General features: G+C 51.6%; 32 protein-coding genes and 2 pseudogenes. 3 read left to right on the forward strand and 31 right to left on the reverse strand.

The genetic code is table 11. The annotated features are described in order from the left end of the window. Positions 1–41: 41 nt before the first annotated feature. Both ACE38U_RS09100 and ACE38U_RS09105 read right to left on the reverse strand, forming a co-directional pair. On the reverse strand, positions 42–1,160 hold the full coding sequence (locus ACE38U_RS09100; RefSeq protein WP_375529569.1) for an S-(hydroxymethyl)glutathione dehydrogenase/class III alcohol dehydrogenase: 1,119 nt from the start codon (positions 1,158–1,160) through the stop codon (positions 42–44). 28 nt (positions 1,161–1,188) lie between these two features. After that, positions 1,189–1,464 carry a metal/formaldehyde-sensitive transcriptional repressor gene (locus tag ACE38U_RS09105; RefSeq protein ID WP_038472613.1) on the reverse strand — a complete coding sequence of 92 codons (276 nt, stop codon included), beginning with the start codon at positions 1,462–1,464 and terminating at the stop codon, positions 1,189–1,191. A 504-nt stretch (positions 1,465–1,968) separates the two neighbouring features. Here ACE38U_RS09105 and ACE38U_RS09110 point away from each other — a divergent pair. After that, positions 1,969–2,607 (forward strand): Rha family transcriptional regulator, encoded by a 639-nt coding sequence (locus tag ACE38U_RS09110; RefSeq protein WP_052048939.1) that lies wholly within the window; start codon positions 1,969–1,971, stop codon positions 2,605–2,607. 221 nt (positions 2,608–2,828) lie between these two features. Here the strand turns inward: ACE38U_RS09110 and ACE38U_RS09115 are convergent, their stop codons facing one another. Together ACE38U_RS09115 and ACE38U_RS09120 are read right to left on the reverse strand one after the other, a co-directional pair. Further along, on the reverse strand, positions 2,829–2,963 hold the full coding sequence (locus ACE38U_RS09115; protein ID WP_268747018.1) for a hypothetical protein: 135 nt from the start codon (positions 2,961–2,963) through the stop codon (positions 2,829–2,831). A gap of 179 nt (positions 2,964–3,142) precedes the next feature. Continuing rightward, complete coding sequence (locus ACE38U_RS09120; RefSeq protein WP_038472616.1) at positions 3,143–3,661, reverse strand: hypothetical protein; 519 nt, start codon at positions 3,659–3,661, stop codon at positions 3,143–3,145. A 297-nt stretch (positions 3,662–3,958) separates the two neighbouring features. Between ACE38U_RS09120 and ACE38U_RS09125 the strand changes: the two are divergent. Then, positions 3,959–4,156, forward strand: a pseudogene (locus ACE38U_RS09125) (excisionase); the annotation flags it as partial. A 104-nt stretch (positions 4,157–4,260) separates the two neighbouring features. Here the strand turns inward: ACE38U_RS09125 and ACE38U_RS09130 are convergent. From ACE38U_RS09130 to ACE38U_RS09225, 20 genes and pseudogenes are all read right to left on the reverse strand, one after another. After that, the gene (locus ACE38U_RS09130; protein ID WP_038472619.1) at positions 4,261–5,529 is read right to left on the reverse strand and encodes a Y-family DNA polymerase; all 1,269 of its coding nucleotides are present in this window, start codon (positions 5,527–5,529) and stop codon (positions 4,261–4,263) included. 7 nt (positions 5,530–5,536) lie between these two features. After that, entirely contained in the window at positions 5,537–5,914 is a 378-nt protein-coding gene (locus tag ACE38U_RS09135; protein ID WP_227317424.1) for a HumD family translesion DNA polymerase, read from the reverse strand. Between the two features lie 199 nt (positions 5,915–6,113). Beyond that, positions 6,114–7,187 (reverse strand): contractile injection system protein, VgrG/Pvc8 family, encoded by a 1,074-nt coding sequence (locus tag ACE38U_RS09140; protein ID WP_038472624.1) that lies wholly within the window; start codon positions 7,185–7,187, stop codon positions 6,114–6,116. 3 nt (positions 7,188–7,190) lie between these two features. After that, positions 7,191–7,406, reverse strand: coding sequence for a tail protein X (locus ACE38U_RS09145; protein ID WP_038472627.1), 216 nt, complete (start codon positions 7,404–7,406; stop codon positions 7,191–7,193). Continuing rightward, complete coding sequence (locus ACE38U_RS09150; protein WP_038472630.1) at positions 7,381–7,848, reverse strand: phage tail protein; 468 nt, start codon at positions 7,846–7,848, stop codon at positions 7,381–7,383. Before ACE38U_RS09150 ends, ACE38U_RS09145 begins: the two co-directional genes overlap by 26 nt. After that, positions 7,848–9,485: a phage tail tape measure protein gene (locus ACE38U_RS09155; RefSeq protein ID WP_375529570.1), complete on the reverse strand. Its 1,638-nt coding sequence runs from the start codon at positions 9,483–9,485 to the stop codon at positions 7,848–7,850. The genes ACE38U_RS09150 and ACE38U_RS09155 overlap by 1 nt, the downstream gene beginning before the upstream one ends. Before the next feature lie 145 nt (positions 9,486–9,630). Next, on the reverse strand, positions 9,631–9,921 hold the full coding sequence (locus ACE38U_RS09160; protein ID WP_375529571.1) for a phage tail assembly protein: 291 nt from the start codon (positions 9,919–9,921) through the stop codon (positions 9,631–9,633). Positions 9,922–9,977: 56 nt separating this feature from the next. Beyond that, complete coding sequence (locus ACE38U_RS09165; protein WP_038472635.1) at positions 9,978–10,487, reverse strand: phage major tail tube protein; 510 nt, start codon at positions 10,485–10,487, stop codon at positions 9,978–9,980. Next, positions 10,484–11,956: a phage tail sheath C-terminal domain-containing protein gene (locus tag ACE38U_RS09170; RefSeq protein WP_375529572.1), complete on the reverse strand. Its 1,473-nt coding sequence runs from the start codon at positions 11,954–11,956 to the stop codon at positions 10,484–10,486. Before ACE38U_RS09170 ends, ACE38U_RS09165 begins: the two co-directional genes overlap by 4 nt. Positions 11,957–12,022: 66 nt before the next feature. Beyond that, on the reverse strand, positions 12,023–12,598 hold the full coding sequence (locus ACE38U_RS09175; RefSeq protein ID WP_375529573.1) for a tail fiber assembly protein: 576 nt from the start codon (positions 12,596–12,598) through the stop codon (positions 12,023–12,025). A gap of 1 nt (position 12,599) precedes the next feature. Then, positions 12,600–13,889: a phage tail protein gene (locus ACE38U_RS09180; RefSeq protein WP_375529574.1), complete on the reverse strand. Its 1,290-nt coding sequence runs from the start codon at positions 13,887–13,889 to the stop codon at positions 12,600–12,602. Continuing rightward, positions 13,889–14,437, reverse strand: coding sequence for a phage tail protein I (locus ACE38U_RS09185; protein ID WP_375529575.1), 549 nt, complete (start codon positions 14,435–14,437; stop codon positions 13,889–13,891). Before ACE38U_RS09185 ends, ACE38U_RS09180 begins: the two co-directional genes overlap by 1 nt. Further along, on the reverse strand, positions 14,427–15,344 hold the full coding sequence (locus ACE38U_RS09190) for a baseplate assembly protein (RefSeq protein WP_375529576.1): 918 nt from the start codon (positions 15,342–15,344) through the stop codon (positions 14,427–14,429). Before ACE38U_RS09190 ends, ACE38U_RS09185 begins: the two co-directional genes overlap by 11 nt. Continuing rightward, positions 15,319–15,678, reverse strand: a complete 360-nt coding sequence (locus tag ACE38U_RS09195; RefSeq protein WP_375529577.1) for a GPW/gp25 family protein — start codon at positions 15,676–15,678, stop codon at positions 15,319–15,321. The genes ACE38U_RS09190 and ACE38U_RS09195 overlap by 26 nt, the downstream gene beginning before the upstream one ends. Positions 15,679–15,711: 33 nt before the next feature. Continuing rightward, positions 15,712–16,329, reverse strand: coding sequence for a phage baseplate assembly protein V (locus ACE38U_RS09200; protein WP_375529578.1), 618 nt, complete (start codon positions 16,327–16,329; stop codon positions 15,712–15,714). Continuing rightward, positions 16,322–16,876, reverse strand: coding sequence for a hypothetical protein (locus ACE38U_RS09205; RefSeq protein WP_375529579.1), 555 nt, complete (start codon positions 16,874–16,876; stop codon positions 16,322–16,324). Before ACE38U_RS09205 ends, ACE38U_RS09200 begins: the two co-directional genes overlap by 8 nt. 12 nt (positions 16,877–16,888) lie before the next feature. Further along, positions 16,889–17,545: a hypothetical protein gene (locus ACE38U_RS09210; protein ID WP_375529580.1), complete on the reverse strand. Its 657-nt coding sequence runs from the start codon at positions 17,543–17,545 to the stop codon at positions 16,889–16,891. Beyond that, complete coding sequence (locus ACE38U_RS09215; protein ID WP_375529581.1) at positions 17,545–17,922, reverse strand: head-tail joining protein; 378 nt, start codon at positions 17,920–17,922, stop codon at positions 17,545–17,547. Before ACE38U_RS09215 ends, ACE38U_RS09210 begins: the two co-directional genes overlap by 1 nt. A gap of 3 nt (positions 17,923–17,925) precedes the next feature. Next, positions 17,926–18,324 carry a DNA-packaging protein FI gene (gene gpFI, locus ACE38U_RS09220; protein ID WP_375529582.1) on the reverse strand — a complete coding sequence of 133 codons (399 nt, stop codon included), beginning with the start codon at positions 18,322–18,324 and terminating at the stop codon, positions 17,926–17,928. 52 nt (positions 18,325–18,376) lie between these two features. After that, positions 18,377–19,171 (reverse strand): annotated as a pseudogene (locus ACE38U_RS09225) (major capsid protein); the annotation flags it as partial. Positions 19,172–19,370: 199 nt separating this feature from the next. On the opposite strand from ACE38U_RS09225, the gene ACE38U_RS09230 reads away from it, so the two are divergent. Next, complete coding sequence (locus tag ACE38U_RS09230; RefSeq protein ID WP_375529583.1) at positions 19,371–20,519, forward strand: TIR domain-containing protein; 1,149 nt, start codon at positions 19,371–19,373, stop codon at positions 20,517–20,519. 314 nt (positions 20,520–20,833) lie between these two features. Here ACE38U_RS09230 and ACE38U_RS09235 read toward each other — a convergent pair whose 3' ends face one another. From ACE38U_RS09235 to ACE38U_RS09265, 7 genes are all read right to left on the reverse strand, one after another. Next, positions 20,834–21,223 (reverse strand): helix-turn-helix transcriptional regulator, encoded by a 390-nt coding sequence (locus ACE38U_RS09235; RefSeq protein ID WP_375529584.1) that lies wholly within the window; start codon positions 21,221–21,223, stop codon positions 20,834–20,836. 10 nt (positions 21,224–21,233) lie between these two features. Then, positions 21,234–21,575 (reverse strand): head decoration protein, encoded by a 342-nt coding sequence (locus ACE38U_RS09240; protein ID WP_375529585.1) that lies wholly within the window; start codon positions 21,573–21,575, stop codon positions 21,234–21,236. 8 nt (positions 21,576–21,583) lie between these two features. Beyond that, the gene (locus tag ACE38U_RS09245) at positions 21,584–22,624 is read right to left on the reverse strand and encodes a major capsid protein (protein WP_375529586.1); all 1,041 of its coding nucleotides are present in this window, start codon (positions 22,622–22,624) and stop codon (positions 21,584–21,586) included. 648 nt (positions 22,625–23,272) lie between these two features. Beyond that, a complete protein-coding gene (locus tag ACE38U_RS09250) occupies positions 23,273–25,402 on the reverse strand; it encodes a DUF927 domain-containing protein (RefSeq protein ID WP_375529587.1) in 2,130 nt (709 codons plus the stop codon). After that, positions 25,399–25,698 carry a DUF4222 domain-containing protein gene (locus tag ACE38U_RS09255; RefSeq protein ID WP_375529588.1) on the reverse strand — a complete coding sequence of 100 codons (300 nt, stop codon included), beginning with the start codon at positions 25,696–25,698 and terminating at the stop codon, positions 25,399–25,401. Before ACE38U_RS09255 ends, ACE38U_RS09250 begins: the two co-directional genes overlap by 4 nt. Before the next feature lie 11 nt (positions 25,699–25,709). After that, complete coding sequence (locus ACE38U_RS09260) at positions 25,710–26,063, reverse strand: hypothetical protein (protein WP_375529589.1); 354 nt, start codon at positions 26,061–26,063, stop codon at positions 25,710–25,712. Further along, the gene (locus tag ACE38U_RS09265) at positions 26,056–26,331 is read right to left on the reverse strand and encodes a host cell division inhibitor Icd-like protein (RefSeq protein WP_375529590.1); all 276 of its coding nucleotides are present in this window, start codon (positions 26,329–26,331) and stop codon (positions 26,056–26,058) included. Before ACE38U_RS09265 ends, ACE38U_RS09260 begins: the two co-directional genes overlap by 8 nt. Positions 26,332–26,595: the final 264 nt, after the last annotated feature.

Raw genomic sequence — 26,595 nt, forward strand, 5'->3', positions numbered from 1 at the left:
CGGGAAGGCACTAAGCCTTCCCTTTTTACTGCTTTTACGGCTTATTCTTCGCCGAAGTGGATCACGGTCCGAATAGATTTGCCTTCGTGCATCAGATCAAATGCTTCGTTGATCTTATCCAGCGGCATACGGTGAGTGATGAACGGATCGAGATTGATTTTACCCACCATGGCGTCTTCCACCATGCCCGGCAGCTGAGTACGGCCTTTAACGCCACCGAACGCCGAGCCACGCCATACGCGGCCGGTCACCAGCTGGAATGGACGGGTTTTAATTTCCTGACCTGCGCCAGCCACACCGATAATTACGCTCTCACCCCAGCCTTTATGGCAGCATTCCAGCGCAGCACGCATCACGTTCACGTTGCCGATGCATTCGAAGCTGTAATCCACCCCGCCGTCGGTCAGCTCGACGATCACATCCTGAATTGGCTGCTCGTGATCTTTCGGGTTGATGCAGTCGGTCGCGCCCATTTCGCGGGCGAGAGTAAATTTCTCCGGGTTGGTATCAATGGCAATAATGCGCCCGGCTTTTGCCTGCACCGCGCCCTGAATCACCGCCAGGCCGATCCCGCCGAGGCCAAATACCGCGACGGTATCGCCTTCTTTCACTTTCGCCGTATTGTGCACTGCGCCAATGCCGGTGGTTACGCCGCAGCCAAGCAGACACACTTTATCCAGCGGCGCCTGAGGGTTTACCTTCGCCAGAGAAATCTCCGCCACAACGGTGTATTCGCTAAAGGTGCTGGTGCCCATGTAGTGATAAATTGGCTCGCCCTTGTAGGAGAAGCGGGTCGTGCCATCCGGCATCAGCCCTTTACCTTGAGTAGCGCGTACCGCCTGGCAGAGGTTGGTTTTGCCGGACTTACAGAACTTACACTCGCGGCATTCTGCGGTGTACAGCGGAATGACGTGGTCGCCCGGCTTCAGGCTGGTCACGCCCTCGCCCACTTCAACCACGATGCCGCCGCCTTCGTGGCCCAGCACCGCCGGGAACACGCCTTCCGGATCATCGCCGGACAGCGTAAAAGCATCGGTATGGCAAACGCCGGTGTGGGTGATTTTCACCAGCACTTCACCTTTTTGCGGTGGCGCGACGTCGATTTCAACAATTTCTAAAGGTTTACCCGGCCCAAAGGCCACCGCAGCACGTGATTTCATCGTTTTATTCCTTTTGGTGGGGGTGTTTTTATTTTAGATAAGAGCGCAGCAAATTCCCGACTTCCGCCATCCGCAGCGCACGCTGCTCTTCAGACGTGTCGCCGCTGACCAGCTCATCTTTAAGGTGAATTTCCATCATTTCGCCCATCAGGCCGTTGGCCGCGCCGCGAACGGCGGCGATCTGCTGCAAAATGGCGAGGCACGGATCGCCGTTTTCCAGCGCGCGCTCAAGCGCCTCCGCCTGGCCGCGAATGCGCCTGACGCGGGTCAAAATGCGTTTTTTGTCTTCCGGAGAGTGTGGCATAACCGCCCCTTTGGTACTGTAGGGGGGTATAGTACCGTAATTTTTAGGTTATTGATAATCTTATATTTTATATAATTATCAGCCACTTGAAAGGAACTAAAAACAGACACCTGGGGACATATACAGTCATTGACATGCCCCCAAATCTGCCCCCAAACGCGATTTTGCCCCCAAATTTGCCCCCAAAATCGGACCTAAATCGGATTTGAAAAGGCACTTTTTTTGACAGGAAATTGACACCAGGATGATTTTTTTCGATACTCGCCGTGCACCAGCAAAATCTGGTGCCGGGATTGGCGTCCCGGACTACATCACGACGCATAGCCGCGTTTGCGGTTTTTTTATGCGCTAAGCACAGCCGCACCCAAATTATGGTGGGGTGTGCAAGGGAGCCGAAAGGCTCGCCGGGTTTCGTGATGACCGGTTACGCCAACCTTGTACGCCTCACCACCCACTGATTGGCGTCAGTAGTGGTGATTATCCTTACTTACAAGGAATTTCATCATGAGCGATCTTCTATCTTCAGTAACACCTGAAATCACCGTCAACAATAACCGCGCCGTTACCACCTCGATCGCCGTTGCCAACTTCTTTGGCAAAGAGCATAAAAACGTTTTACAGAAAATTAGGCTGCTTGATTGCTCGGCAAACTTCACGACGGCTAACTTTTCAGCCGTCGTAGTAAATGCCCAGGCAGGCTTTGACGAACGCGAGATCGAAGCCTACGAAATGACACGTAACGGCTTCTTCTTCCTGGTGATGGGATTTACTGGCAAAAAGGCAGCGGCATTTAAAGAAGCCTACATTGCCGAGTTCGATCGCATGGAGAACCAGCTGAGAGAATATACCGCGCCACCTTCCCTTCCCACTCTGCCAATGTTCCCTGCCGGCAGCGCCTTTCGCTATATCACTGATGTGAACGATCGGGGCCAGGTGGTAGCAATGAACGCATTACGCCCTGAAGAGCTTGTGGCCACCGTTGATGGTCACACGGAAATGCTGCGTCGGTGTGGTTATGTGGTGATCGGGCATGACAATCTTAAAAACCTGACCATTGAAGAGATCATGAGGCTGGGAGAGGTGGCGCGGCAAGAGAGCTTACGCTGGGAAAAAGATTGCCGATGCATGGCGTCATTAGCTTAAAATTTACCGCCCTGTTACGGCGGGGCAGCTTAGCTCTTATGTAGCTATCACCCTCACATAACTTCGTTTAGTTACAGCCGGTTACATTACGGCGAGCTAGTTCCTACTTTGATGGCAGGACAGGCGGTCAGATAACGAAGTGAGTTGATTGTGAGTAGATATGAGAGAGTCCGCTGAGATAAAAACCCCCAGCCAAGCTGGCCGGGGGATTTTAGTTATCTTCAGCAGTTCGGGTAAGAACGGAAGTGTTGACGAACATTTTCGAGTTCACCGAAACGGACGCGGCAGTAGCTGCGGACATAAACCGGCTTGTCGTGTTCGTAGATGAAGTCATTACGATTTGCATCATGAGCCATGATTTTTCTCCTGTTTTTGTATACAGCCTGTTTACCCGTACAGGTTGTAGTTTATTTGGAGAACCGCTATCCTAATTCCGTTGATATATAGGTGTAGCGGTGGGCAATCCTCCATACACTCCGGAAATATTTGCAGTATTTCCGACCCTAAAAGCCCCGTTTGCAGCGGGGCTTTTTTACTATTTGATGGCAAATGACTTGATGATAGTAGCTATGCGTTCGGCCTCATCAAAGCTCAAATCCATTGGCATATTTTCAATTCTAAGAATCAACCCATCGCGAATAGGTATAGGGAGCGCAAATGTTTTTATCGCTTCCAAAGCATTCTCGTGTTTACCATCTACTCGTTTGCGACGCTTTGGTTTAACTGATTCTTCTTGAGGAATGCTCTCCATCACTACCCCATATTTTAATTGTTGGAATTCAACGAATTTCTGAATGGCGGAAAGTAATCGGCTTTTATATGACTGAATAGTTGCACGTGAAACATCCACTGACGAAAACATTTTATAATCTCCCACCACTTCGTTAACGTCTAAGTCGCGAATATCAGTTTCAGGAAGTGGCGAGGTGACATTAAACAACCGAAGGGACGATTCTTTCAAGTTTCGGGCAGTCGCCTCAGGAACAATACCCAAGTCCGGTAGAGCCTGGAGGAAGCCATAAAACTCTGCGTAACTAAAGATATTTTTCGACATTGGCTTACCTCAATCTGGTGATGATCAGAATATACAATGATCGACAGAACCAATCAAGAAAAATCAAACGATCGGCTCAAGCTATGGATTTTCCTTGATTACACCCCCTAAAAACTTGATTTTTTTTCTACCTAATTTCTTGATGCGCTTGAGTTCCAACCGGACAAAATACACCATAACCGATTGTATGTAATATATATTTCATCCCAACCACCGAGCCGTTTTTTTTGTTGTCTGCGATAAGATGTGGGGTACTGTGCAGCATTGTTAATAAAGTTATGAGGACAAAACTGGAACACACGTCAGCCACGGCAACGCAGCCTTGAAACAGTACATCGATGGGTCAGAGAGGGGCGCATTTTCCCGCCATCGATTAAGGATGGTCGAGGGCACGTATTCCGGGATAACACCGTAAAGGTAGATATCAATCAACCAGCGACAGGAGGGCTTTTGAAGAGGATTCGAGATGGGCGGATGACGAACTTATACCCCTAACTAAACTATCCAAATGTTGATGCCCAGATAAAAGTCCAAACCATCATTTGACTTAGAGATTTATTGGGGAGAAATGGGGAAATCACTGCCAGCACATAGCAACATTATTTTACCTTAGGCAAGTCAACAAAACGTGTAGTGTAATGAGGTGAAAGCATATCTCTCTTCATCCTCCATGCCTGCTGGACACCCTGCCCGGCGAAGTACAACGTCCCTCTTCCGTCCTTCGCATTAAGATGGTCCAGCACCTTCATCAGTTGCTCGCTGTTGGGCCTGGGTGCGTTATCGTCGAACAGGTTTAACTGAGCCACGCCCTGGCTGAAAAAATCTCCCAGCATGATCCCTGCTTTCTGAAATCGGTGGCCATCCTGCCAGATAGCATCCAGGCACCTGCAGGCGGCCGCGATAATATCCCGCGTGTCCTGCGTTGGCGTGAGTAATTTCGTTGATGCATGGTTGCCGTAATATTGTTCATTCACTGCAAACGGACTCGTTTTTACGAATGCTGAAACATACCTGCAGTATTGATGCTCACCGCGAAGCTTTTCTGCACCCCGGGCAGCATAACTGCATATAGCCTGGCGCATCTGTTCGTACTCTGTGACGCGTTCACCAAAGGAACGGGAACACACAATTTCCTGCTTCGTCGGGGCGAACTCTTCCAGCCCGAGGCAAGGCTCACCACGTAGCTCGCGAACCGTACGCTCCAGTACCACATTGAAGTGCTTCCGGACAAATCGAATGTCGGTGTCCGCAAGCTGGAGAACGGTATTGATGCCCATAGTTTCCAGCTTTTTTGATATGCGCCGGCCGACGCCCCAAACCTCGCTAACCGGCAGCGCAGCCATCAGCTTCCGCTGCCTGTCCGTGTTAGATAAATCAACCACGCCTCCCGTCTGCTTTTGCCATTGCTTCGCAGCATGATTCGCCAGCTTGGCCAGGGTTTTTGTTTGCGCTATGCCTACGCCGACCGTCATTCGCGTACGCTGCAAAACTGCCGCACGAATCTCCCTTCCGAAGTCGGTTAAATCCCGGCAGTTTCTGACTCCGGCCAGGTCGCAGAAAGCCTCATCGATGGAGTAAATCTCACAGCGGGGAGACATATCTTCCAGCGTAGTCATCACGCGGTTGCTCATATCAGCATACAGCTCATAGTTGCTGCTGAAGCACACCACGCCGTAGCGCTGGAACAAATCCCGCTGTTTGAAATACGGTTCTCCCATCTTGATACCGAGCACTTTGGCTTCCGCACTCCGGGCAATCACACAGCCGTCGTTATTCGACAAAACAACGACAGGTTTACCCCGCAGATCTGGCCTGAATACTGTCTCGCACGAGGCGTAAAACGAATTAACATCAACTAGCGCAAACATCGACGATTCACATACACGGGTTATCATCAAACTCGTCGGTTCGCGCATCATTGATGATGTACGTCACGACGCCAAACACCTCTACGCCCTCTCCGGCATCTCCGTAATGCTCCCTCACTCCGGTATCCATCCGCTCTAGGCATTTCCGCGGATAGAGACGTAAGCGCCGCAGTTGGAACCCACCTTCCAGCTCGCAGACCAGAATTGAACCATCACATGCTGTTACCGAGTTATCGATAACGAGCAATGCGCCCTTCACTATCCCTGCCCGCAAATGCGTTTCCATAGCCCGCATGAAGTAAGTCGCTGCAGGATGGCTGATCAGCTGCCGATCGAGAGAAATCCGGCTTTCGGCGTAATCAGCAGCTGGGGATGGGAACGCCATAAAACCTCCAATAAATACTGTTTATACATACAGTATATTTTGGAATTTTCGGGAATCAATAGAAGAACTGCGGCGATCCGCTAAGGCTTTGGTGGAGGGTGAATTTATTTTTTGCTGCCAAAAGAAGGGAAAGACGACCTGTCCATCTACAAAATCATCGAAGGGACACTCCGTTTATACTGAGTGGCATGCTGTAACTCTATGAAAAATAATCCGGCCCCGATTTCTTTTCTTCCTTCCCTTTTTTTCCCTGCGGCTTGATATCCGTCGCCAGGCTAAAATCCACGGTCATGCCGCCAGTGCTGAGCGAAAAGCTCACAGATTCAGTCAGCCAGGTATGATCCTCTCGAACACCAAAACCGCGGGTAGTGACTCTCGACTCTGCAGTAATGGGCAGTAATGACGGCCTGCAGGGCATCGTGATAGACATTTTCCGACCGTTGCGCTTCATCTGTGTAGCCTTAGCCTTTGCGCTCGCCTGCGCTGCATCCTTGCTCGGCTGCGTGTACGGATGCTGCTTATCTGAGCCGCCGGGATGTTCCGTCTGTGTCGTTTTTGTCTCGCCGGTTGAAGGGTCAAAGTAATTCACGCTGACTTTACCTGATTTGCTGCCCTTCGCAGCGCCGTCTCGCTCTCCCTCGATATAGTTCCAACGGCCGCCCTTATCTGGCGTTATCGTTATCGATGCCAGCTGCTTGCCGCTGACCGTCGTTCCATCGCCCTGCGGCAGGAAAAGCCAGTATCCCCCGCTCGGCTTACTCACGGCGTCATATTGTTTCGCGAGGCGGCTCAGCAACGCCGCGTCCGACTCCCGGACCTGGTCAATATGGGCGATTTTAATGTCGCTCAGTGCTTCCGCTATCTTCGCCTGCAGGCCATTGTCGGTGGCCAGCGTTTTTACGATATCCCCCAGAGTTACATCGTCGAATGACCGCGTTTTTTGGCTTGTTACATCACCACTTTGCTTTGCACTGTTCATCGGCGCGGCAGTGGCGCTGATCGTTATTTGTCGGGGCGGGCCACTGCTCTGCACCTTGCTCACAACAAACCAGCCTTTGTCCTGCATTTTGTCATTAAATCCCAGCCCCAGACGCAGCCGGGCGCCCTTTTTCGGGAGCGTCAGTGTTTCGGAATAAAGCGTGATATCAAGAGTATCGCTCTTGCCCGTGGCGCCGCCGTAGTCCGTCAGTTTGATATTACTGAGCCCCCGCGCTATGGCCTGCGTAATATCTTTACCTTCAGCTGTAAGGGTGAATGTCGGTTTATATTCCATGCCTTAATCCCATAAACTCACGCTGCTTTCCTCTGCTTCTGCGGTCCATGCCGGCAGCGTAATTTCAACGCCAGCAGGATAAATAGCCCCCAAATCAGCCAGCCCCGGATTCGCATCGAGTACCGCCGCCAGCGACTGATTAAGCCCTGCATCGCCGTAATTTTTCACACAAATTGCGTCTAAAACATCGCCGTCAGAGGTTGTCCAGATCGTCGCCATAATGTTGTATTGTCACCGAAAAAGTTTTATGCCGCGCCGCGCCGCCCGGCAGAAGGCTGGTTATCGTGTCCGTAAATTCTTTTACTACCCAATAGCCCATCACATCCCCTTCACTCGTCACTAAAAGCTGAGGCTCGGCGAGGTCACCCAGGTCATAAAGATCGTCGATAGCCTCTACGCCGTTTCTAAACGAACAGTGCGCCTCGCCTTCCAGTTTTACTGTGCGCCCCGGCTTGCCAGTGTATTGCAAGAGGTCTTGCTTGCCCGTTCGTTGCTGCTCAGCCCATCGCCAGCTCGCCTCTCGCGTCAGCGTCTTGTATGCTGCGGTATCTATAGAGAACTCAAACGAGCCAAAGCTAAGCATAATGCGCGGCGCATCGCTGGGGGCCGGGCCAGTGTTTGCGGAGTCGGCTTGATAAAAGGCATCCAGAATTTCGCTCATTAGCCCCAGCCCTCGATCATGTCGCCCATAATGTTATGGCCGTTATACATATCCTGGCTTCTGTTCGTTTCGGCAATGCGCTGCGCAAGTGCATCCTGCGACTCGCCCGGCTGCTGATAGATTTCAATGGTCGTTTTGTTGTCCTGATTTAACTGCATGGTGCCACGCCCGCCCGTGCCGCTTGTTCCTTCCAGCGCATCGCCGAGCGATGGGCCTTTCCCCTGATTTAAGAGCGCATCAAAGCCACCGCTGCCGCCTGCTGCAGGATCGACAATATCCATCAATTTTTGCTGTTCTTCAGCTGAAGCCGTTCCGCCAGTCGTGCTCTTGCTCAACTGCCACTGCGCGCGGAGCTGTCGAGTCTTTTCCGGTGTAATCGTTTTTTTGTACCAGTCGCCGAGGTCCATATCCTCTGCCATCGCGCCGATCATCTCCGGGGATGAGTTGCCGGCCGCTACCTGCGTGAGCAGCTTTTGCTTTTTATCCTGAATTTCTTTCTCATCCGGCAGCAGCCAGGATAACTTTTCAGCAACGGCGTAAATCACTTTCCCGACATAAATAACGCCTTTAATAAAGCTCGCAATCGCTGGATAAATATCTTCCATCAGCATCGTTTTAACTTTATTTATTCCCCCGCCTTTAAACCATGCCGCGAGGTCGTCGCTCACCTCGCGGATTTTTGGCGACAATTCCCCGCCAATGGCGCCGGCAATTTCCTGCGCGCCGGTGGTGAATACGGTCCAAAGATTGTTGAAAGCCATATTCCCTTCAACGGCACCATCGGCGCCTTCCTGCGTCACCATGTTGTAGCGGTGCTGCTCGTCCATCAGGTCTTTATATGATTTCCCGGAAAGCCGCATAAACGTCAAAAGCTTGTTACCTTCTCCACCAAAAATGGCATCGGCCAGCCCGGCTGAACGTTGCTCGTCTTTCATGTTCATCAGGCGTTTTATGACCTCTTCACCCTGCTGCTGGTTATTCATGCCTGCTAAGTCGCCGGCTTTAAACCCCAGCGCTGGCAGCGCATCATGCAGGGCGCCTTTGGTGGGGTCCTCCATATAGTCAGAAACCTTGTTTTTATATTCTTCGAACAAGTCCCCGACGTTTTCACCGTTTAAGCCCGCCTGCTTTCCGATACCGTCCCACGCTTTATAGGTCCCGATATCCACCCCGTAGGACCGGGCCAGGCCTGCCTGCTCGGCCGTTTCCTGGTTCAGCGCGATCGGCGATGCCAGCGCACCGGCAGCACCGGCAATAATCCCGGCGGAGCCCCAGCGAGCAAGGCCGCCCATCATGCCGCCTGCTTTTCCTGCTGCAGCACGTCCGCGCCCCTTCCAGTGGTCCATTCGTTCGGCGCGCTTCAGCGCTTTGTTCATCCCTTCCTGCTCGTTTGTTGCCCGCTGAATTTGCCGGGTCAACTTGTCGTACTGCTTGCGCATTTCGGCCACGTTTTTACCGGCAAGCACGCCCTCTTTGATTTTTTTTGCAAGCTTCTCCTGCTGGCTCGTCAGGGTTTTGGATTGTTTTTCGACACCCTTCAGACCGTCTTTAAGTCCGGAAACCGATTTGCTCCAACTCGGATCGATATTGCCGCCAAATTTGATGTTTGCCTGCAGGTTTTGCCCTACCGTTGCCATATTTACCGCCTTCCCTTTCTGGCCTGAGCCAGCTTTATGCGCTCCTGCTGCTCATCGAAAATGAGCTGCACGAATGTTTCAAACGGCATCGCGAGGATTTGATCAGGCTGCCAGCCAAACCAGCTCCCGAGTCGCCGGAGGCCGGTCAGGATTTCGCTTTCTTCCGCTCGCTGACCGGTGTTAAAAAAACATTGAACTGGCGCTCCAGGCGCAGGTAATCGCACCCTTCCATATTCATTAAATCGTCAGCCGTCAGGCCGCACATGTTGGCAATCATATGGATATCCGCCTCGACGTCGGCGCGCTTGTCTTTGTTGCGCAGCAGGCGATCGCGGACGGTCGGCGAACGCATGACGATTTTTTCAATTTCAACGCCGGCAAGCGTGGTGAATGGAAAATCGAGGGTGATTTCAATTTTGTTATCTGGAAATGACATAAAAACTCCAATAAAAAAGGCACCGCGCGGGTGCCTTGTCAGGGGGAATTAAGGGGTTAAATGCGGACTTTACTGCGCAGGCCGGCCAGCACATCCACGCCGTTTACGCGGCGTACAAACTGATCGGGGATAATTTCGAAAAGCTCCCGGCCGTCGAGCGTTGAGCGGTAATAATTGAGACTCATTTCCACATTTAACGACGCGTCACCCAGGTTGCTGTTTGGCCGGGCATCAGGCGTGATTTTAGTTATGATCCCTTCCATCTCATCAATACGCCCGTACTCTCCACCGGTGTACTGATAACCCTCATATGCAGTAAGGCGCGGGAAACTGCTGCCGCTGGTCATGCCAAACGACGCCAGGACGTTAGTATCCATGCCATAAAGCTTAAAGGAGCACATCATCGGTTCCATGCCGTCGTCGACCGGCGCGGCCATGTCCATGCCACCGGTGCGCATGTCGATTTTGATAATCGACAGTTCTGTCGGCGTGTACTCATGCGAGCTGGGCAGGCGGAGCCCGCCGTTCAGAAACAGAGTCCAGGCGCGTAACATGTTTTTATTCATTTAGTAACCATCTCCACCACAGCGTATGTGTTGTTAATCTTCACGCGCATCACCAGGTGCTCAAGCGGCGATTTTGGCCCGAAGTCATAATCGATATAGAGCACGCCGGCGGCGATCGTTTCGGCCGTGTTCAGCTCTTCATCAAGCCATGCCTTACCGCCGAAAATAGCCCCCAGCCCTTTAAGCTTACGCATGTAAGAATTAATCGTGCCGATGATGTCATCGGCCACCTGCTTATCGAGCGGGCGGTCAATGTAGAGCATCATCGTTTGCTCGATAGAGTCCTCGATAACATCCGCGGAACGGCGGACCGACTCAAAGCGCAGCTGGGGGTCGGTGGTGCAGAGGCGGTTCCCCCAGTGCCTGAAACCGTCGTAACGAATAATCGTTGAAACGTTATCCATGTTCAGCAAGTTGGCCACGCAGTTCGGGTCATTCAGCTCGAAGCTGTCCACCTGCTCGACGCCCAGGATGTTCATGATTTCCTGATTCGACTTGCTCCACCACCAGCCGTTCTCGCGGTCGATGCGAGCGCGCAGCCCGGCGGCACATGCGGAATAAGGGCGATAGATGATTTCGCCGGTCGTGGCCGCTTGTGCAACGCGTGGGCGCAGCAGCTCAACGCGGGCGCCGAACATGCTACGACGCAGCACAACATCTTGCGCCGTCGCCATCGATGCCGAATCAACATACGCCACGCCGCGCAACTTATTGGCCGTCGTTTCCAGTTGTTTGGCCACCGCGTCATCATCCGAAAAATCGGGGGCAATCAGAATGCGAGGCTGATACGTCGTGATGGATTTGCTGTCCTGCAGCGCCGCCACGGCCGCGATGATATTCGCGCGCTGCGTCTCTTCTTTTTCGTCAGCTTCAGCACGCACAATGACAACCAGTGCCCCTTCCTGGTCGAAAATGTCGGCCAGCGCTGCCGGCAGGGTCCCAGTAGCCCCCAGCTTTTTTGCCTGCGAAATGCCGCCGGCGACAACGACCGGCACATTAAGCGGATAGGGCTCATCAGTGCCGCCGGCTAGTGCTTCAGAGAACGGCAGCACAATGCCGGTAGCCTCACCCGTTGCAGCCGCTTCAATCTCGGAAATAGCCAGCGCATTAACGAGCGTTACTACTTCTTCAGCTGTCGTTGTGACTTCGCCTTTATCGTCAATACCCAGCGTAATGCTAAGAGCGCCATTGCTGTACATCGCAGTTGCATCAACGGCGGCCGGTAAATCCGGATCCAATGCCGCCGGCTTCGCCGTCACTGTAAATTTATTACCCGCAACGCCGGGTTTCTTCGCGCTAAATACCAGCAGACTACCCAGCAATACTGAGCCCGTTTGTAATACCGCAACGGTTCCCGGAGCGGCATCCGGCGCGGTACCGGCCAGGCCAATTACCGCCGTTTTAATCGTGGTTACAGCTACCGTGCCCTGCGTGAGCTCTATAGTCTCAACGCCGTGAAGTTCGGACATATTATTTATCTCCAGATATAAAAAAACCGCCGGGCGGCGGTCATGGGACTTTTGAATAAAAATGGATTAAGCGGTTTCGGGCCATGCAGGGTTTTCGAGAGTCAAATCAATATCACGCAGAGTGATAATTTCTTTGTGCAATGCTGCAAGCTTATTAGTATCGCCAGCGCGGGATGCTTTCATCGTCGCACTAATCTGTAGCATGTTCAGTTGCGCCATTGCTGCCATTACTTTTTTATCGCGTATTTTCGTGTTGCGTCGTATTGCCAGCAGCTCGACCAGCTTTTCATCACGAATGATTTCGCCGCCCATCACGCTCCACGCACCATCAGCACAACACCCCACAGGGAAATCGGCCGGGGCAACTTCCATCACTGACATGTTGCGCGGCCAAAGTGCGCCAGCGCACAGCGTATCGCCCATACCTGGGATGGGCTCATCTACTATTGCTAAAATAATATTATTACTGTCGTACATGATTTTTATCGTGTCGTCGGCAAATAGCTTCTGACACTCGAACCAGCATTCGCCGTTTTCAGATGCCAAAAACTCCAGACGTTGCGCTGTTTCTTTGCCGAATCGCTTAATCTGCGCCGCAGTCGGCTCTACTTTTTTGAAATTTTTATAATGTTTCATATTCATATCACCCTGGGATATTCGCCCAAACGCCGCCAATGTACTGCATGAAAGGTTTAAAGCGAGCATAAGACTGGTCATCACCATAATCGCCGCCCGTCAGTACATGCCCAGGCCAAGCATCCCCGCCGCCGCCCGGCCACCATTCTGTCACGGCGGCACCAAGCTGGACGCCGAGCACGAAATACTGCTGTACCCACGCCTGCACCTGCGAAAACCGCTGCTCCATGTAAGTTCCCGTGACTGTATTTGCACCCAACCACGCACTGAGCCAGCCACCCCACGTCGGACCGTAAACATCACCGAGCGCTCCAATGGTCGCATCACCAAAGCGAGCCTCACCGGGGACTGATAGCGAGCCGTCATTGGGGTTATAAATGAGCGTACTATCAAGAAACGAGCCGTCGCCCTGCTCTTTGCTGATGTGAATACAATAACTGGGGTAATCACTATTACCCGAAACTAACACCCCGTGGCTGATTGTTGCGCGATACCCCAGGCCATTAGTTACCACGGTCGCTTTCGTCATCGGCAAATAAACATTGCCGTTAGCAACATAATTAGCTGAATAAAAGAGAGCTCTCGGGTCGTTCATTTGATTCTGAAATGAACCGCCGCCAGGCCACACATTATCTTTGATGTTGTAATGCTCAGCGTTATTGAGATAACCCACCTCACCGCCAGCGGTTGGCACCGCACCAACATTCTCTGCCGTTGCCCGGCCCGCAAGCAATGCTCGCCCCTCGATCTCATCGCCAATAATTTCTTGCACTTCAACAAAAGCCGCTGATTTAAGCCCGAGATTTTCGCAAGCCTCGGCGGCGTCCTTAACGTCGGCCAGATTCGCGTCTTGTCGTAAAAACAGGCCATCACCCGTGGTGGCCACAAGCACAATGTCAGATGTGGGAGACACGGCCAGCCGGAAATTTATGATGACATTTACGCCACTGGAGGGTTTCTCAATTGCCGCTGTACTCCCTACAGCATAAAGCTCCCCGGCATCGGTCAGAATGCCTATCCCCCGGACCGTGAATTCATCTACACCGGCGGGCAGCTCTGCAGGCAGCACCAGTTGCAGTACAATTTGGGACAACTGTTCCTGTGAAACCGACTTGCCCGAAATTGCACCCCGGTAGACTTCATTCGGCAGCACTGTTAATGCCGGGTCTGGATTAAAAAGCTGGCCGCCACCGTCGGTAATCACAAACTGTGTGAGATTAACGGTCGTGCCGTTTGCCGTAGCCGCAGCTTCCAGCTCCGCGCCCTTATTCGTTATTGTGCTGTAATAATCAGCCATTAATTCGTCCCCACTGGTATATCCACTTCAATAAATGCCGTGCTGGCGCCGCCCACGTAAAATTCGCCGTCACTGCCCACTTCCCCGATGATGTCTATCGACGCGAGAAAGCTGCGTAAATTTTTGGCTTTGTTTACTTGCCTTCGAATTTGCTCATATAGCGCGGCGTTAATGCCTTCCGTGCTGTAAACCTCCACACGAAACGTATACGGCTCAGCCCGCGGCGCATCTTCAAACCATTCAATCACTTTAGTTGGATAGCCAACGGCGCCGAGCGCGCGCCGAACAGCACCGGCGGTGCCGCGGTGCTGATGCACATAAGCCGCATCTTTCACCACCTGCCGCTTTTGGGCTTCAGTCCATGCCGGGTCCCAAAAATCGACGGCATACTCCCAGGCAAGCCACGGCAGCAGGTGCAGCGGGCAGGTATCAGGATTTTTTACATCGCGGATAGTGAGCGGAATGGCAAGAACCAGCGAATTATTCGCCTCTTCCAGTGCGCGCTCTGCCGGCAAGGAGTTAGGCGGGAGCAGGCTGTTATACGACATCAAGAACATCCCTCATCGTGACATTGTTAGCGCTGCAATACGGCGCGGCGCCCACGACAGGCGGTATGTCGGCCGTCGGCTGCGTCAAAATCACGCGAGCAACACCGGGCTGATGTAACGCATGATAAATGCCGGAGATCGGGACCATGGAATCGATGGTATGCAGACCGGCCTGGTACTCTGTGAGATTGTTAAGCGCGTTTTCAAGAATCGTGCTGGCGTCCGGGCCTGCCGGGATTTCAAGAACGGCCTCGACGCTGTAGGCGTTTAGCGTTGCACTATAAACATGTACATAATCTGACAGGGGCCGCTTATCATCGGGGCTTAGTGCCGCATCAACCTTCGCGATGAGTTCCGCGCTGGCTGTCCCGTCCCCCGTACGGGACAGCACATAAATATCCACCTCCCCCGGCCGGCTATGTGTTTCCGGCCCGTAAGCTTCGACATCCAGCACATCGGCATCAGCTGATTTACCGTGAAACAGATACGCGTTATATGCCCCGGCCGTATTCAGTCGCGCCCAGCTCAGTTGAATGCGCTCACGGTATGCATCATCGCTTTCATAGACCGCCTCGACCGGCGGAATGGCGTCAGGATCGGCCGCGGTAATCAGCAGGCGCTTTACGTTAAAGTTAGCCCCTAGCTGATCCAAGTCGGCACGGCCAGCGCTGGACAGCAGCACCGCCCGTACCGCGTCATTGACTTTTTGATAGAGCAGGACGGTGTTATACGTAACCACTTCGCCCTGTTTCCAGGCCGGATCAGATGCCACCAGCGCATCATAAATCGCGTCGGCTTCTTCGAGTTTTGCGAGCCACTGAGCAAACAGCGCATCACTGTCCGGAACAACCACGGCATCCGGCACCGGGAGTTCGGATAAATCAATTGTTGATGTATTTGTTGCCATTAAAATTTAGCCCCGTAAGCCTCAGCGCCTCGCCCGTTTCGCGATTTTTGCCGATTATCGCCAGTTCGAACTCGCCAAATTTGATGAAAAAAACCTCCACTTTTTGCACCTGCAGGCGGGGTTCCCAAATCGCCAGCGCGCCGGCGGTGTCGGCGATAATTCGCACCCTGGTAACGTTGTCCTGCGGATTGTCGAGCCGGCTCGGTAACTTGCTGCCGTAGAGCCGGTTAAGTACACGGCTGCCGATCGGCGTGCTTAAAATATCACCTACCGACTGCTGCAGGTGCTCATCACCCGAGAGCGCTTTGCCGTTTTTCGCATTCACTCCGTTCATCCAATTTCACCCGTAAAAAAACCGCCGAAGCGGTTACATTTGTTGGTTAGGTTTCTGTGTTTGCCCGCCGGAATCGCCGATATGATCGTGTCCGTTGAATACTTCGCGAACTTTGCCCATAGAGCTTGTACCGTCCGACACTTGGCCGCCGGCGCCCATATTGCCTGCGGCATTAACATTGGCATCGAATTGCCCATCACCGTTAACCGTGAGCTTTTGCGTTACGGTCACCGGCCCGTCAAGCGTTCCCTCACCCACGATTTTGTAAGTACCGCCAGCGGCAAGCGTAATCGTGAGCGCGTGGGCGCCCTGGTCGTAGCGAACTTCAGTCCCGTCGGCGTACTTCGTGAGATGCGTGTTTTCATCGCCCTCCGGCGCGGCTACGGCGTCAGTATTCCAGCCCGGAAACACACGGCCGTTATTCAGATCCCCGGCTTCAGAGAGTACGGTAACGGCATCGCCAACGGCGTAAGGGTGGAAGTCTTGCCGCTGCGCGCTGGCGCCCCACTGACAAATCGCCAGCCAGCCGGTTGTGGTTTCCCCGAGGCGCACCCGGCACGACGGCCGCGGCGGTGCCAGATTCACAGCCGAGATAACGCCACGCCGCACCATGTTGGCAATACGCTTCTGCAGGTCGGCCAGATCACTCATCAGGCTTTTCCTTCTGGCCGTAAATCTGCCGGTAGTCGTTGACGTGCGCGCTGCCAATGTCCGGCGCTTTGCCAAGGAAAATGCCTTTGAATGGCCCGCCTTTTGACTCAAACGGATCTGCGCCCATTACCGCGCCCTGGCTAAAGTCGATACGCCACACAAGATAATCATCAAGGTTTGGATCGAAAGCATCCGGCTCTGCGCCTTTAAACACTGCCCCCTCCAGCCCCTCAATGCCGAACTGATGCCCGGCTATCCATTGCGTTAAATCGGCGGCACAGCTCTGCACAAACACCGCAGGCCGCGTGATATCCGTCGTCGCGGACCGGTCGCAGACGATATACAGCTCGCATTCCAGTGCTATTGACGATTGGCCGGTCGTCACCCCGTCGCCTGGCGACCAGTTCGCTATAGACAGAAAGACAGCCGGCGTGGTCAGTTGCGTTTTTTCTTCCGGATAACTGTCGGCATTTCGCACCCAGAATATGCCCCGCAACGCATCGAGCACGCTTTCATAATAATTGGGAATCGAAACAGGTTGCGGCATCGCACAAACTCCTTAAAGATTAATCTTCTGCTTCACACGGCCGCGTAAGTCGGACTCGAAGTGATGCATGAAAATGTCCATCGTTTCACCGAAAACGTTGTCCTCGATACGGTCCAGCATCGTTGCATAAATCGGCACTTCGGCTTCCCGGATGCGTTTTCCCGACTTCTGAAAAATGGTACGCCGGCCCTTCCGGGTTTTACTGATAAATGCCCCGTCATACGTTTGTGCCGGCATATCCCCGGCGGGCGTGAACGACGGCGGAGCGACAGCGCGCCGCCTTTCCTCCCCGGCAATATACCGCCCCGTTACAGGGTCACGCAGTTCGTGATGCGGCAATACCTTTCCTTTGATTCGCCCCTTCAAATCCTTAACTTTGATGGCATTCAGACCGAAAAAGAGCTTTATCTCTTCCATCGTCTTTCCCGATCGTCCATGTCGGAAATGCATCAGACGCCGGCGAACTAAGTTCATGCTGCGCGGGGAAATGCCGGCTTTCATTTCTGCTCGAGCACGCTTCTGCAGCGTGACTGCAGTACGCTTCAGCGCGCGGGAATAGGCCATCTCGAATTGCTTCTGCGTGGCACCCAATACGCCCTGAATTTGCTTAAGCGCGGAAAGGTCGATATCGATCGGGAGGTCGCGGGATAAGCGTCTTTCGCGAGCCATTATTTTTTACTCCATCCGCTCGGGCCGGCCGCCGCTTTCCCCGGTTCTCCGCGCGCCAGGCGGACGACGGTGCTGCCGGTGTCGTCCTCGCCCACGTGCAGCACCCAGTACATTTGCGGCCCAATTTTTACCCGGTCATATTTTTTTAGCCCGGCAATCAACGCCGTTTTTACAAACAGCGTTGGGTCCACAATATCCGCCAGCGCAGCGCCGCCGGGTAACGCGGCAACGGCGTCCGGATCATCGAAAACCGCACTAACCGGGTCGGGGCTCCAGACGCCGTTTATCTGCAGATAAACGGCCGTTCCCATCGTCTCGATAATCGCGGAATCCGCCCGGAATAGCGCGTCATCAAAAAGATTGTCGAACGCGTCCACGGCTTATACCTCTCGTACCAGGCCTTTTAGCGCCTGCAGGTCGGTAGAGGCCACCAGTACCTCGCTATCCTGCACAACAACACGCACCATGCGCCGGGTTTTCGGATCCTGGCCTTTCACGTGCAACGTGCGCAGCGCGCGAACCAGCACAACCTTTTCACGGTCTTCAACAGGCGGTTTCGGGGTGTCGTTCGTTGACTCCCCGGCGCCCGCCCCCTGCCCGCCATCGCCTTCGTTACTGTCTTCGTTACCGTCCCCGTCGTCGCTCAGCGCGTCGAGTTCCTCCTGCAGCTCGCGAACGCGAAGTTTCAAATCCTCCACCGAGCCATCGGTGCTGATAGTGCGCCCCAGCTGCTTGCCCATGTCGTTTAGCTGTTTAATCAAATCGTCTTTAAGTGCCATCTTTTTTCTCCTGGGTATTCAGGGCCGAAGCCCTGAAAAAATTAGCCGCCGGTCAGGCGATGGTGATAACCACAAATTCATCGGCATCTGCCAGAACCATCAGCGGGGCGCTTTGTGTCATGGTGAATTCGCGGGCCGGGTCGCCCTTCTGGATCCAGTTCTTCGGATAGCGACTGGCTTTAGTAATGCCCTCGTTAATCGCTTCGATATCCTGAATCGCGCCGTAGGTACTGATGCCGCGCGCCTGCGTATTGCCCATGATGATGGTGTTATCCGGGAGGTAGTTTTCCTTAGCACCTGTTTTCGGGTTGATGTGTTGCCCGTAGTAAACGACGATGACCACATCGCCATAATTCCCTTTCACCGATACCACTTTGCCCAGGTCTTTGAGCGCCGTTTCAAGCACGGAAACCGAACCACGGCGGCTATCCAGCTTTTTCTCAACCTTGTCAAACGAGCTGAATTCCGCCCAGGCCAGCGGGTCCATAATGGCAATATTGATAACCCCTGATGCGTTCAACGCGTAGGCGATGAGGTCGGCCGTAGGGTCATAAGTGGCTTTATCCTGCTGCGACCATGCCGCCGCGCCGGCCTGAATAATGTTGTTAGCCGGGTTGCGCTGCAGGTCCACTTCCACGGGTTCAAACTGATCCCCGGTCATCATGTATTTGCCGAATACAACGGCATCCACACACTGCTTTTCTTCGACCTGCTGGATGGCCAGCTCTTCATCTTTCAGGTTCTGCAGCACCAGGCGGCGGTGACGGTAAGCCGGATCTTTCAATGCCTGCGGGTCTTCATCCGGAAGACGGCGCAGCACCATGTTGGGGTTTACCTCGTGTTTTGGTTACATGAGTCAAATTAGAATGTATGAGATTGACCTAGAAAGAGAAAAAGCTTAAAAAAATAGTTATCTGGTTCTAAAAGCAATACATGCTGCAATACAAAGAGAAATTGATCTGCGAATTGGTTTCAGGTCATTAGCTTTGACTTAAGCCATAAAAGTTCAATTTGAAATAATCACTTATGAAAACAAGGGTTGTTCTGTGAAAATTTTTCTTGCTCACGCTAAAGAAGATGAAAAGGTTACTGAAGAACTTTACGAAAGGTTAAAACAACTCGGATATAGTCCATGGATGGATATTAAAGACATACCAGCGGGCGTGAATTGGGATTTTGAGATACAGAAAAACTTTTCAAATTCAAATATTATAATTTTAATTTTGAGTAAGGTCAGCACCCAAAAAAATGGCTATATTCGCCGTGAAATCAATGATGCAATCGATAAACTTAAATACCATAAGCTAGATGATATAGTCGTAATTCCTTTACTAATAGATGGCAGTGACGTCCCCGCATACATATCAAGCAAGATTCAATTCATCGATTTCACAAGAGAAGATGGATGGATTATATTAGAAAAGTCTTTGCTGCTAGCCGCATCACAACAAAACTTAGAGATCAGCCAAGGTATTACGTATGGAGAATTTTTGTTTACTAATGGTCTATTCATCGAAAAATATAGTAAAGAACCAGGGCATGAAATAGAAATCGCATATCCAATAATCAAAAGTAAAATTTATCCAAAGTCATCAGAATTGATATCTAACTATTATTCAGGAAGAGTATCGGAGATTATATTCAACCAGCGAACGTCAATATGGCCAATGGAATGGCAATGGGATAAAGAAAACCCAAGCTCATACACTAGCTTTTACAATGAAGGTTATAACATAGCCTTTTGCAATAACAATATAATAAGCATAATACATGGCTATTATTGGTATGGTGCTGGAGCAGCACACCCTAATAGCAATATTAAAACAACGAACTTTGTAATTACAGATGAAGATTACGCAATAAAATTTGAATTGTACGATGTATTTACTGATGACCTAGCTCGAGAAGGTATATCTAAAATAAAATCAAAGATAATTTCTGAGACAGAAAAAGCATTCTGGGAAAAAACTGGGGAAAGACCGAGCGAAGATGATATTAGAACATTTTCCGAAGGAATAATTAACAGTAACCTAGATAATTTCACCGTAAATGCTGATGGATTTACTTTTCACTTTGCACCTTACGAAATACACTGTTATGCATTAGGCTCATGGGAGTTTTTCGTTTCATTCTATGAGGTAATTGATTATATCAAAACAAATGGAATAGTTTCATTAATTAGAAAGCAAATATAGTTGTTACAGGTATTGTACTTAAATCATAGACATGTAGTAAAAAAGTAAAATTTGGAATTTATGCCTAGAGTTTTTGTTCAAAAAGTAAACTGGGAAGTGAACTCGCGAAAAACGAGTCCAAAAAGGCCACCTAACTTCCCGGTTAAATGGGGTATGGGCTCATACAAAACAAAGAGTTAGGGTCAACTAAGTAGGAAGTGGGATCCGCCCCAGAAAATCTCGTAAATAGCGCGTTTTCGCGCGTCTTACGCCCCTCGGCGTTCCGTTCGCTGGAAAGTACCTTCAAAAAAGGCGGCCAAAAAGCCGCCTGTTTTTCACCCAACATATTTGTTTGGTTTTTCCTGAGCGTTTTTCCTCGCTCTTGCTATTTTGAGGCGCAGGGCCTCACTCGGCTTTTTTGGGATAGGCACCAGGCAGGCATTGGTCCGGCACGGAATATTATTTATCCATGTCACGACTTCGCTTAAGTACCATGCCTTGCGGCCCTCAGTCACCTGTACACGCTCAGGAAACTCACCACGTTTCTCGAGGTTCAGCAGCGTTCCACGGCTAAGGGTGGTTATCTCCATCACCTGTTCCATATCAACAAGCCGCTCACTCAGGTTCATTTTATCGGCAATATCCATCATCGACTGCAGCTCTGCATCGGGCCAGATCGCATCAGCAACGGCCATCAGGCTACATCCCTTATCATCCTTAAACATAATTAGCTCCTCAAACCCTCGATAATGACTGTACGGAAATACCTGAACCCACAAATGCTGATACCTTCGTGGGAAGTGTTGTGACCGTTTCAGGCCAGTTGAGTGCCTCCACGTTCAGCACGCCTGTTTTGTACACCTGGCACTGCGTTCTGGCGGCCGTATCGACCTCCATAGCCGAAACATAGACGGCCTGCCCGGGATGCGCTCCATCCCATGGCACCAGACCGCCCGTTGTCGCATCCAGCATTAACGGTGTTAGCGCGGGAATGACACCCTGACCAGCGCTATAGATGCCCAGGGTTGTTACCAGCATTTCAGTGCCGGCCACCAGCTCAACATGATGCACAGACATTTGGCCTCCTACGCGATATGAACAGTGACAAAGCGGTTGATACGTGCCGGAATCGGCTGCGGTGCTGAGTGCGTTTGAACATACTCAATAGCCGGGTCGCCTGGAATGATATAGTTTTTGGGAACCATATCGGCCTTGGTGATGCCCTGGCGGATAAGCTCCGGATCCTGAATCCCGCCGTAGGCCACGATACCTTGTAATGCCGTATTGCCCAGCACCATCACGTCAGGGTTCAGGAAATGCTGTTCTTGCCCCAATTCATCGGTATAACGGCCGCTGTACACAACGATCGCCACGTCACCAACATAGCCTTTGAAGCTCACTGAATCGCCCAAATCTTTAAGCGCAGTTTCAAGCTCGGAATTAGAGCCGCGACGTGTATCGAGAACTTCTTTCACCGCCTTGAATGAACGGTAGAGCCGCCAGACGTTCCCACCCATTACAATGATATTTGTAACGCCCTCGCTCTGTTCTGCGTAAAGCTCAATATCATCATTCGGATCGAACGTGTCTTTATCCTGAGCTGACCAGGCAACTGAGCCTGCTTGCGTGATAATATTTCTCGGTTTAATTGCCCAGTCGACTTCGTAGCGTTCGATCCCTTCACCCTCGATAATATTTTTACCAGTAGTGATGGCCTGAATAGCAAGCCACTCAATACGCGCCCGAATAGCTACAGCCTGCTTTAACACTGCCTGCTTTACTTTAATTTTATGCACATCATGAGAATTAAATCCCTCAGGAGACACACCCGCTGGACGAACAGTTAATTTATTTGGGTCGATGCTACTTTTCGGCTTCATATAGCCAGGGCGAATTGATTTCGACTCATACCCTTCATCTCGAGAGACCGTGCTACCTACCATAGGAGAACAGAATGCGGCCATGGGGATATAAGGATCATCAATTTCATCGAGAATAATATCGCGAGTTTCAAAGGCTACGGAACGAGAAAAAAACAAATCAGTGAAAAGTGTTTTTAAACGTTTTTGAATATCCTCACCACTCACGGCCTGAATAAGCGTATACGGTTGATATAAATTAGTCATAAAGTTTCTCATTAGTAAAAGACGAAAGGATGCTAGCACTCCCAAACAGTAATGTCTGAATGCAATAGCGTACAATAGAGTACAAAATCACTATGTAGCGACAAATCAGAAAGTTAACGTGCTAAGATTTCTTTTGTCGTACATTACACCGATAATTATCCATTAAGCAGCTCGCAATTTGCGGCTGCTTTTTTTTGCCGATTAAAATTAAATCCCTTAATTATTTTACGGTTCACTGACTGCCCCCTTCCTTCTCAAGCAAGAAATCCACCACCACCAGCCCTGATTCATTCACCAAATGCCGTACGAGTTTATTGTGTCCATCCTGCAATTTTCTCTATATATAAACAAAACATACGTGGTTCACGTGGTTCACGTGGTTCAATTTGTAAAGACATCTGTTTTATAAGGAGTTTTACAAAATCACTGAACCACGAAACCCTCAATTTGAACCACGAAAGGCCTTTTCTTACGTGGTTCACTTTATTACGTGGTTCAAAATGCTCTCTACGTGGTTCAAAACCGTGCTTACGTGGTTCACTCGTGGTTCAATATTTCATAATAAAAATCATTATTAACAATAATATAGCTATGAGGTACAGCTACTGAACCACGTGAACCACGACAAAAAACACTCACACATGTATTTTAGTTTTCACCCTCTTCAAACTCCTCTGGTGCAAACTGCAAGACGTAGACGTTAACCTGCCGTCCGTTGATACGTGGTGATTTCTGCTGGAATCGCTGGCCATCAGCCGATCCAGCTAAGACCCCCGCAGAAGCCAGTACCCGTGCAAATTGTCTTGCATTAAAGCCCTGAGCTATCTCATTTTCGAATGCGGCCGGAAATGTGTAAAACATCAGCGGCGCATCATCATTTGTGCTCTTTCGCTTCCGATAACCAGCAAGATTGCTAATTGGCAGGCTAGCCGGATCGTAAGGAAGAGGCGCAAAACGACTCAGGCCATGCGCATTGAGGAATGCCTCACACTGAGCAACAATCTGCTGGTGCTCTTTATTGCCGGTACCGAACTCCTTCACCCATGCATTGAAAGCGTGCTGTATAGCGTCGCGGCTGTCCTGCGCGTCCCAGCCAGTAATATGCATCGCCAGCACCAGGGCCGCCTCCAGAATGGCAAAACGTTCTGATACCCGGTGAACCTGCTCTCCGTAGTCGGCAGGGATTAATCCACGCCAGCGCCCCTGTGCATCCCTTACGGCCTGCCTGGCTTCCTGCTGATGATCTGCAAGCCACTGGATCCACTCCCGCCCGGCTGCCCCATGATTATCCTGGTACGCGTCTTTCAGTGCGTCAGCATGCTGTTTACCGTTTTGGTACTCATGGTAGGAAACTGATTTCTCCATCGGTAGGTTGAGCAGGCGGACCAGCTGCCCGGCCTTCACTTTCAAGCCACCAGCAGAAAGAAACGTCTCGATATCCATTTCACCGGTGCTGATCGCCACCGTTCGCCAGCGCTTCAGCTCCCGGTTACCTCCCTCCTTCGCTCCCTGTAGCTTTCCGGCACCGTTAAACAGCGTATAAGCCGACGTGGCCACATCACGGGCGTTACTGCCCTGCCCGATTTCGTCCAGGGGCAACAGGCCGTCGTTATGGGCCTCTGCCTCGTTGGCAATCCCCAGCGCGGTGCCGTACCAGGTGAGCCGAAGCGCATCGGGTTCGCCATACAGGCTGCTGGCAATATTTGCGGTCGTTGTCTTGCCGGCGCTGGATTGTTCGAACAGGTGGACACCAAAACCATCAGCGCCCACCAGACCTATCAGGGGAGCAGATAGCGCCGCCGCTACGCCCAGCATCATCGAGGGGTTGCCGCTGGCCAGCCGTGAAACCGTCTCGCGCCAGCTCGCCGCCGTACCTTTGATGCTGTAGCCTGCCGCCGCCGCACTACGACCGTTAAACAGGAGCGGTGTTTCCGGACTGCCGATAACCTCACCATCCGGCATGATGTAGGCTCCAGAATGCCAGCCGCTGGTGTTACTGATTCGCCACTCCTGCCCGCTTCCACTTTGCTGCAGCCAGTCGGCCAGCGTGGCGCGGAGCGTTGATTTTGTCGTGACGTTTACGCCACCAGCTTTCAGCATGCGCCAGCCGTCGCGTTCACCGATATCTGCCGCGGGAATAGCTCGTGTAATATCGTTCCCTGCTCCCGGCTCTCGCCAACGCAAAATCAGATAGCGTTCTGCGCCATCGCTGCCGGTGCCAATGACATCGAGGGGCGAACACAGCCAGGCCTCAGGATGAATAATTTCTCCTGTGTCGCGCTCAACCTTTGGTGTGATCCAAAAAACACCATCACTACGGCTTTCCACTCGGGGCTTCAGCTCATCTGCCAGAAAATCTTTCTGGCCCCTTCGCTTTTTGACCGGCATTTTTATAACCACACTCTCCCCGCGTTCGGCTTCATCACGCAGCGCTACAAGACGAGGGGTCCAGTCCTCGAGGTGTTCAAAACTTTCCGAGCAGAAACGCGCCTCCTGCACGTTGGCCAGCGCCAGCTGGGTGGCAATGGTCGTGATCTGCTTTTCGGTCAGCGCGCCGGCGCGATAGACACGAGCACAACGGCGATTGTGATCAACGATCCTTAGGTTTTCTAAACCAGCCAGCTGCTTAGGCCCCAGGCAAATGGGTGGGATATCGTCACCGATAGGATTGCCCTCCTCCCAGGCCTTTGCATGCGTCCAGGCATCAGCACCAGCAAAAATAATTGCCTCAACCATGACGTCGGCAGGAAGATTTTTTACGTTCGGTGCATTTTTCATTTTTTACTTTTCCCCGCCTGAATCAGCTCACGTAATTTTCTTATTTTTTCTTCAAGATTTTTTTCACGACACCATGACGGTATATTTTCATTTTTCACCAGCACAAACTCGCGCCGTAGCCGGTCAGGTGAACAGATACAGGGGTTTTCATACCCTTCCCGGAGGTACATCACCCGGTTGTGGGCAAAGTCAGTAATTTTAATTTTTGAGCCAGCGCGATCTTTCCAGACGTCACCAGGGCGAATTTCAGGTTGAGTTGTGCCGCTGGCAACTAAGCCAGTTTTATTTTTTTTCATGATTTTTTTCCTTAGTTCGGCGTAACGCTGAAGCCGCTGTAGATCAGCTGCTCAATCAGGTTCGGTAACGAGGCGATGTGCAAATCATCTCCCAGATTCTCACGGGCAACCTCTTTGCCTTGTTCGTAATACGTCACAACCCTGCCGGTGAACGGTGTTCCATCAATCGAGCTTTCGGAATCAATTTTTCTGCTCCGGATAAGTTCGGCAAATTCAAACAGAGCGGGCACAGAACCGAGGATCTGATCCGTAGGGACTGAGTAATTGCACTTCACGGCGCCGCCCTCGACATAGAGAAGAATGCGGCCGGTAACAGGTTCGCGCAGCCGGATACGGTTCAGATCTGAAAGGGAGATATCAAGCATGGCTCGCCCCCCTTTCCGGGAAGCGTCCGGCGAATACCAGGAGACTATCTGCCGGTGATTGTTCACGGGCTTCGCTCTCTGTGCCGGCAGTGATGTGGATGATATGGCTACCGGTGATATCAAGAGCTAGAAAGCGCCATGTAAATTTGGGGTGAGTTTGGGTATGCTGTGTTCCAGCCATAGTCGTTACTCCTGTTAACGGTTTGGTCAGAAGCCCCATAAGTGTTCGCGCACTTTGGGGCTTCGCTATTTTGCCATTGCAAAACATGAAAGGTTACGTTGTAATTACAATCACAAATTCATAATAGGTATTTTGTAATTACAATGTCAACAGAAAAAACCAAGACTGACCAGTACCAGATCCGCTTAGCTCATGAGTTCAGAGCTCAGTTAGAGGACGAAATGCGTAAAGATGGAGATACTTCATTAGCTACATGGATTAAACGTATTCTTCGAAAAGAACTAAAGCACCGTGGTATCGATCCCAAAGGTTGATGTTTTACCGATCCAAACAGCAGGGCCTTTTTGGCCC

The organism is Cedecea selenatireducens (assembly GCF_042138895.1).
In the GTDB taxonomy this organism is placed as follows: Bacteria; Pseudomonadota; Gammaproteobacteria; order Enterobacterales; family Enterobacteriaceae; genus Cedecea; species Cedecea selenatireducens.

Coding starts and splice junctions, on each gene's coding strand:
- ACE38U_RS09245 (WP_375529586.1), bottom strand. CDS start 22,624: ATGACTAATTTATATCAACCGTATACGCTTATTCAGGCCGTGAGTGGT.
- ACE38U_RS09110 (WP_052048939.1), top strand. CDS start 1,969: ATGAGCGATCTTCTATCTTCAGTAACACCTGAAATCACCGTCAACAAT.
- ACE38U_RS09120 (WP_038472616.1), bottom strand. CDS start 3,661: ATGTCGAAAAATATCTTTAGTTACGCAGAGTTTTATGGCTTCCTCCAG.
- ACE38U_RS09160 (WP_375529571.1), bottom strand. CDS start 9,921: ATGTCATTTCCAGATAACAAAATTGAAATCACCCTCGATTTTCCATTC.
- ACE38U_RS09165 (WP_038472635.1), bottom strand. CDS start 10,487: ATGAATAAAAACATGTTACGCGCCTGGACTCTGTTTCTGAACGGCGGG.
- ACE38U_RS09265 (WP_375529590.1), bottom strand. CDS start 26,331: ATGTTTTGCAATGGCAAAATAGCGAAGCCCCAAAGTGCGCGAACACTT.
- ACE38U_RS09200 (WP_375529578.1), bottom strand. CDS start 16,329: ATGAGTGATCTGGCCGACCTGCAGAAGCGTATTGCCAACATGGTGCGG.
- ACE38U_RS09240 (WP_375529585.1), bottom strand. CDS start 21,575: ATGTCTGTGCATCATGTTGAGCTGGTGGCCGGCACTGAAATGCTGGTA.
- ACE38U_RS09250 (WP_375529587.1), bottom strand. CDS start 25,402: ATGAAAAATGCACCGAACGTAAAAAATCTTCCTGCCGACGTCATGGTT.
- ACE38U_RS09185 (WP_375529575.1), bottom strand. CDS start 14,437: ATGTCGTATAACAGCCTGCTCCCGCCTAACTCCTTGCCGGCAGAGCGC.
- ACE38U_RS09170 (WP_375529572.1), bottom strand. CDS start 11,956: ATGTCCGAACTTCACGGCGTTGAGACTATAGAGCTCACGCAGGGCACG.
- ACE38U_RS09150 (WP_038472630.1), bottom strand. CDS start 7,848: ATGAGCGAAATTCTGGATGCCTTTTATCAAGCCGACTCCGCAAACACT.
- ACE38U_RS09205 (WP_375529579.1), bottom strand. CDS start 16,876: ATGCCGCAACCTGTTTCGATTCCCAATTATTATGAAAGCGTGCTCGAT.
- gpFI (WP_375529582.1), bottom strand. CDS start 18,324: ATGGCACTTAAAGACGATTTGATTAAACAGCTAAACGACATGGGCAAG.
- ACE38U_RS09210 (WP_375529580.1), bottom strand. CDS start 17,545: ATGGCTCGCGAAAGACGCTTATCCCGCGACCTCCCGATCGATATCGAC.
- ACE38U_RS09190 (WP_375529576.1), bottom strand. CDS start 15,344: ATGGCAACAAATACATCAACAATTGATTTATCCGAACTCCCGGTGCCG.
- ACE38U_RS09135 (WP_227317424.1), bottom strand. CDS start 5,914: ATGGCGTTCCCATCCCCAGCTGCTGATTACGCCGAAAGCCGGATTTCT.
- ACE38U_RS09260 (WP_375529589.1), bottom strand. CDS start 26,063: ATGCTTGATATCTCCCTTTCAGATCTGAACCGTATCCGGCTGCGCGAA.
- ACE38U_RS09195 (WP_375529577.1), bottom strand. CDS start 15,678: ATGAACGGAGTGAATGCGAAAAACGGCAAAGCGCTCTCGGGTGATGAG.
- ACE38U_RS09100 (WP_375529569.1), bottom strand. CDS start 1,160: ATGAAATCACGTGCTGCGGTGGCCTTTGGGCCGGGTAAACCTTTAGAA.
- ACE38U_RS09130 (WP_038472619.1), bottom strand. CDS start 5,529: ATGTTTGCGCTAGTTGATGTTAATTCGTTTTACGCCTCGTGCGAGACA.
- ACE38U_RS09235 (WP_375529584.1), bottom strand. CDS start 21,223: ATGTTTAAGGATGATAAGGGATGTAGCCTGATGGCCGTTGCTGATGCG.
- ACE38U_RS09105 (WP_038472613.1), bottom strand. CDS start 1,464: ATGCCACACTCTCCGGAAGACAAAAAACGCATTTTGACCCGCGTCAGG.
- ACE38U_RS09140 (WP_038472624.1), bottom strand. CDS start 7,187: ATGGAATATAAACCGACATTCACCCTTACAGCTGAAGGTAAAGATATT.
- ACE38U_RS09255 (WP_375529588.1), bottom strand. CDS start 25,698: ATGAAAAAAAATAAAACTGGCTTAGTTGCCAGCGGCACAACTCAACCT.
- ACE38U_RS09145 (WP_038472627.1), bottom strand. CDS start 7,406: ATGGCGACGATCTGGACAACCTCTGACGGCGATGTTTTAGACGCAATT.
- ACE38U_RS09115 (WP_268747018.1), bottom strand. CDS start 2,963: ATGGCTCATGATGCAAATCGTAATGACTTCATCTACGAACACGACAAG.
- ACE38U_RS09155 (WP_375529570.1), bottom strand. CDS start 9,485: ATGGCAACGGTAGGGCAAAACCTGCAGGCAAACATCAAATTTGGCGGC.
- ACE38U_RS09180 (WP_375529574.1), bottom strand. CDS start 13,889: ATGGCTGATTATTACAGCACAATAACGAATAAGGGCGCGGAGCTGGAA.
- ACE38U_RS09175 (WP_375529573.1), bottom strand. CDS start 12,598: ATGAATATGAAACATTATAAAAATTTCAAAAAAGTAGAGCCGACTGCG.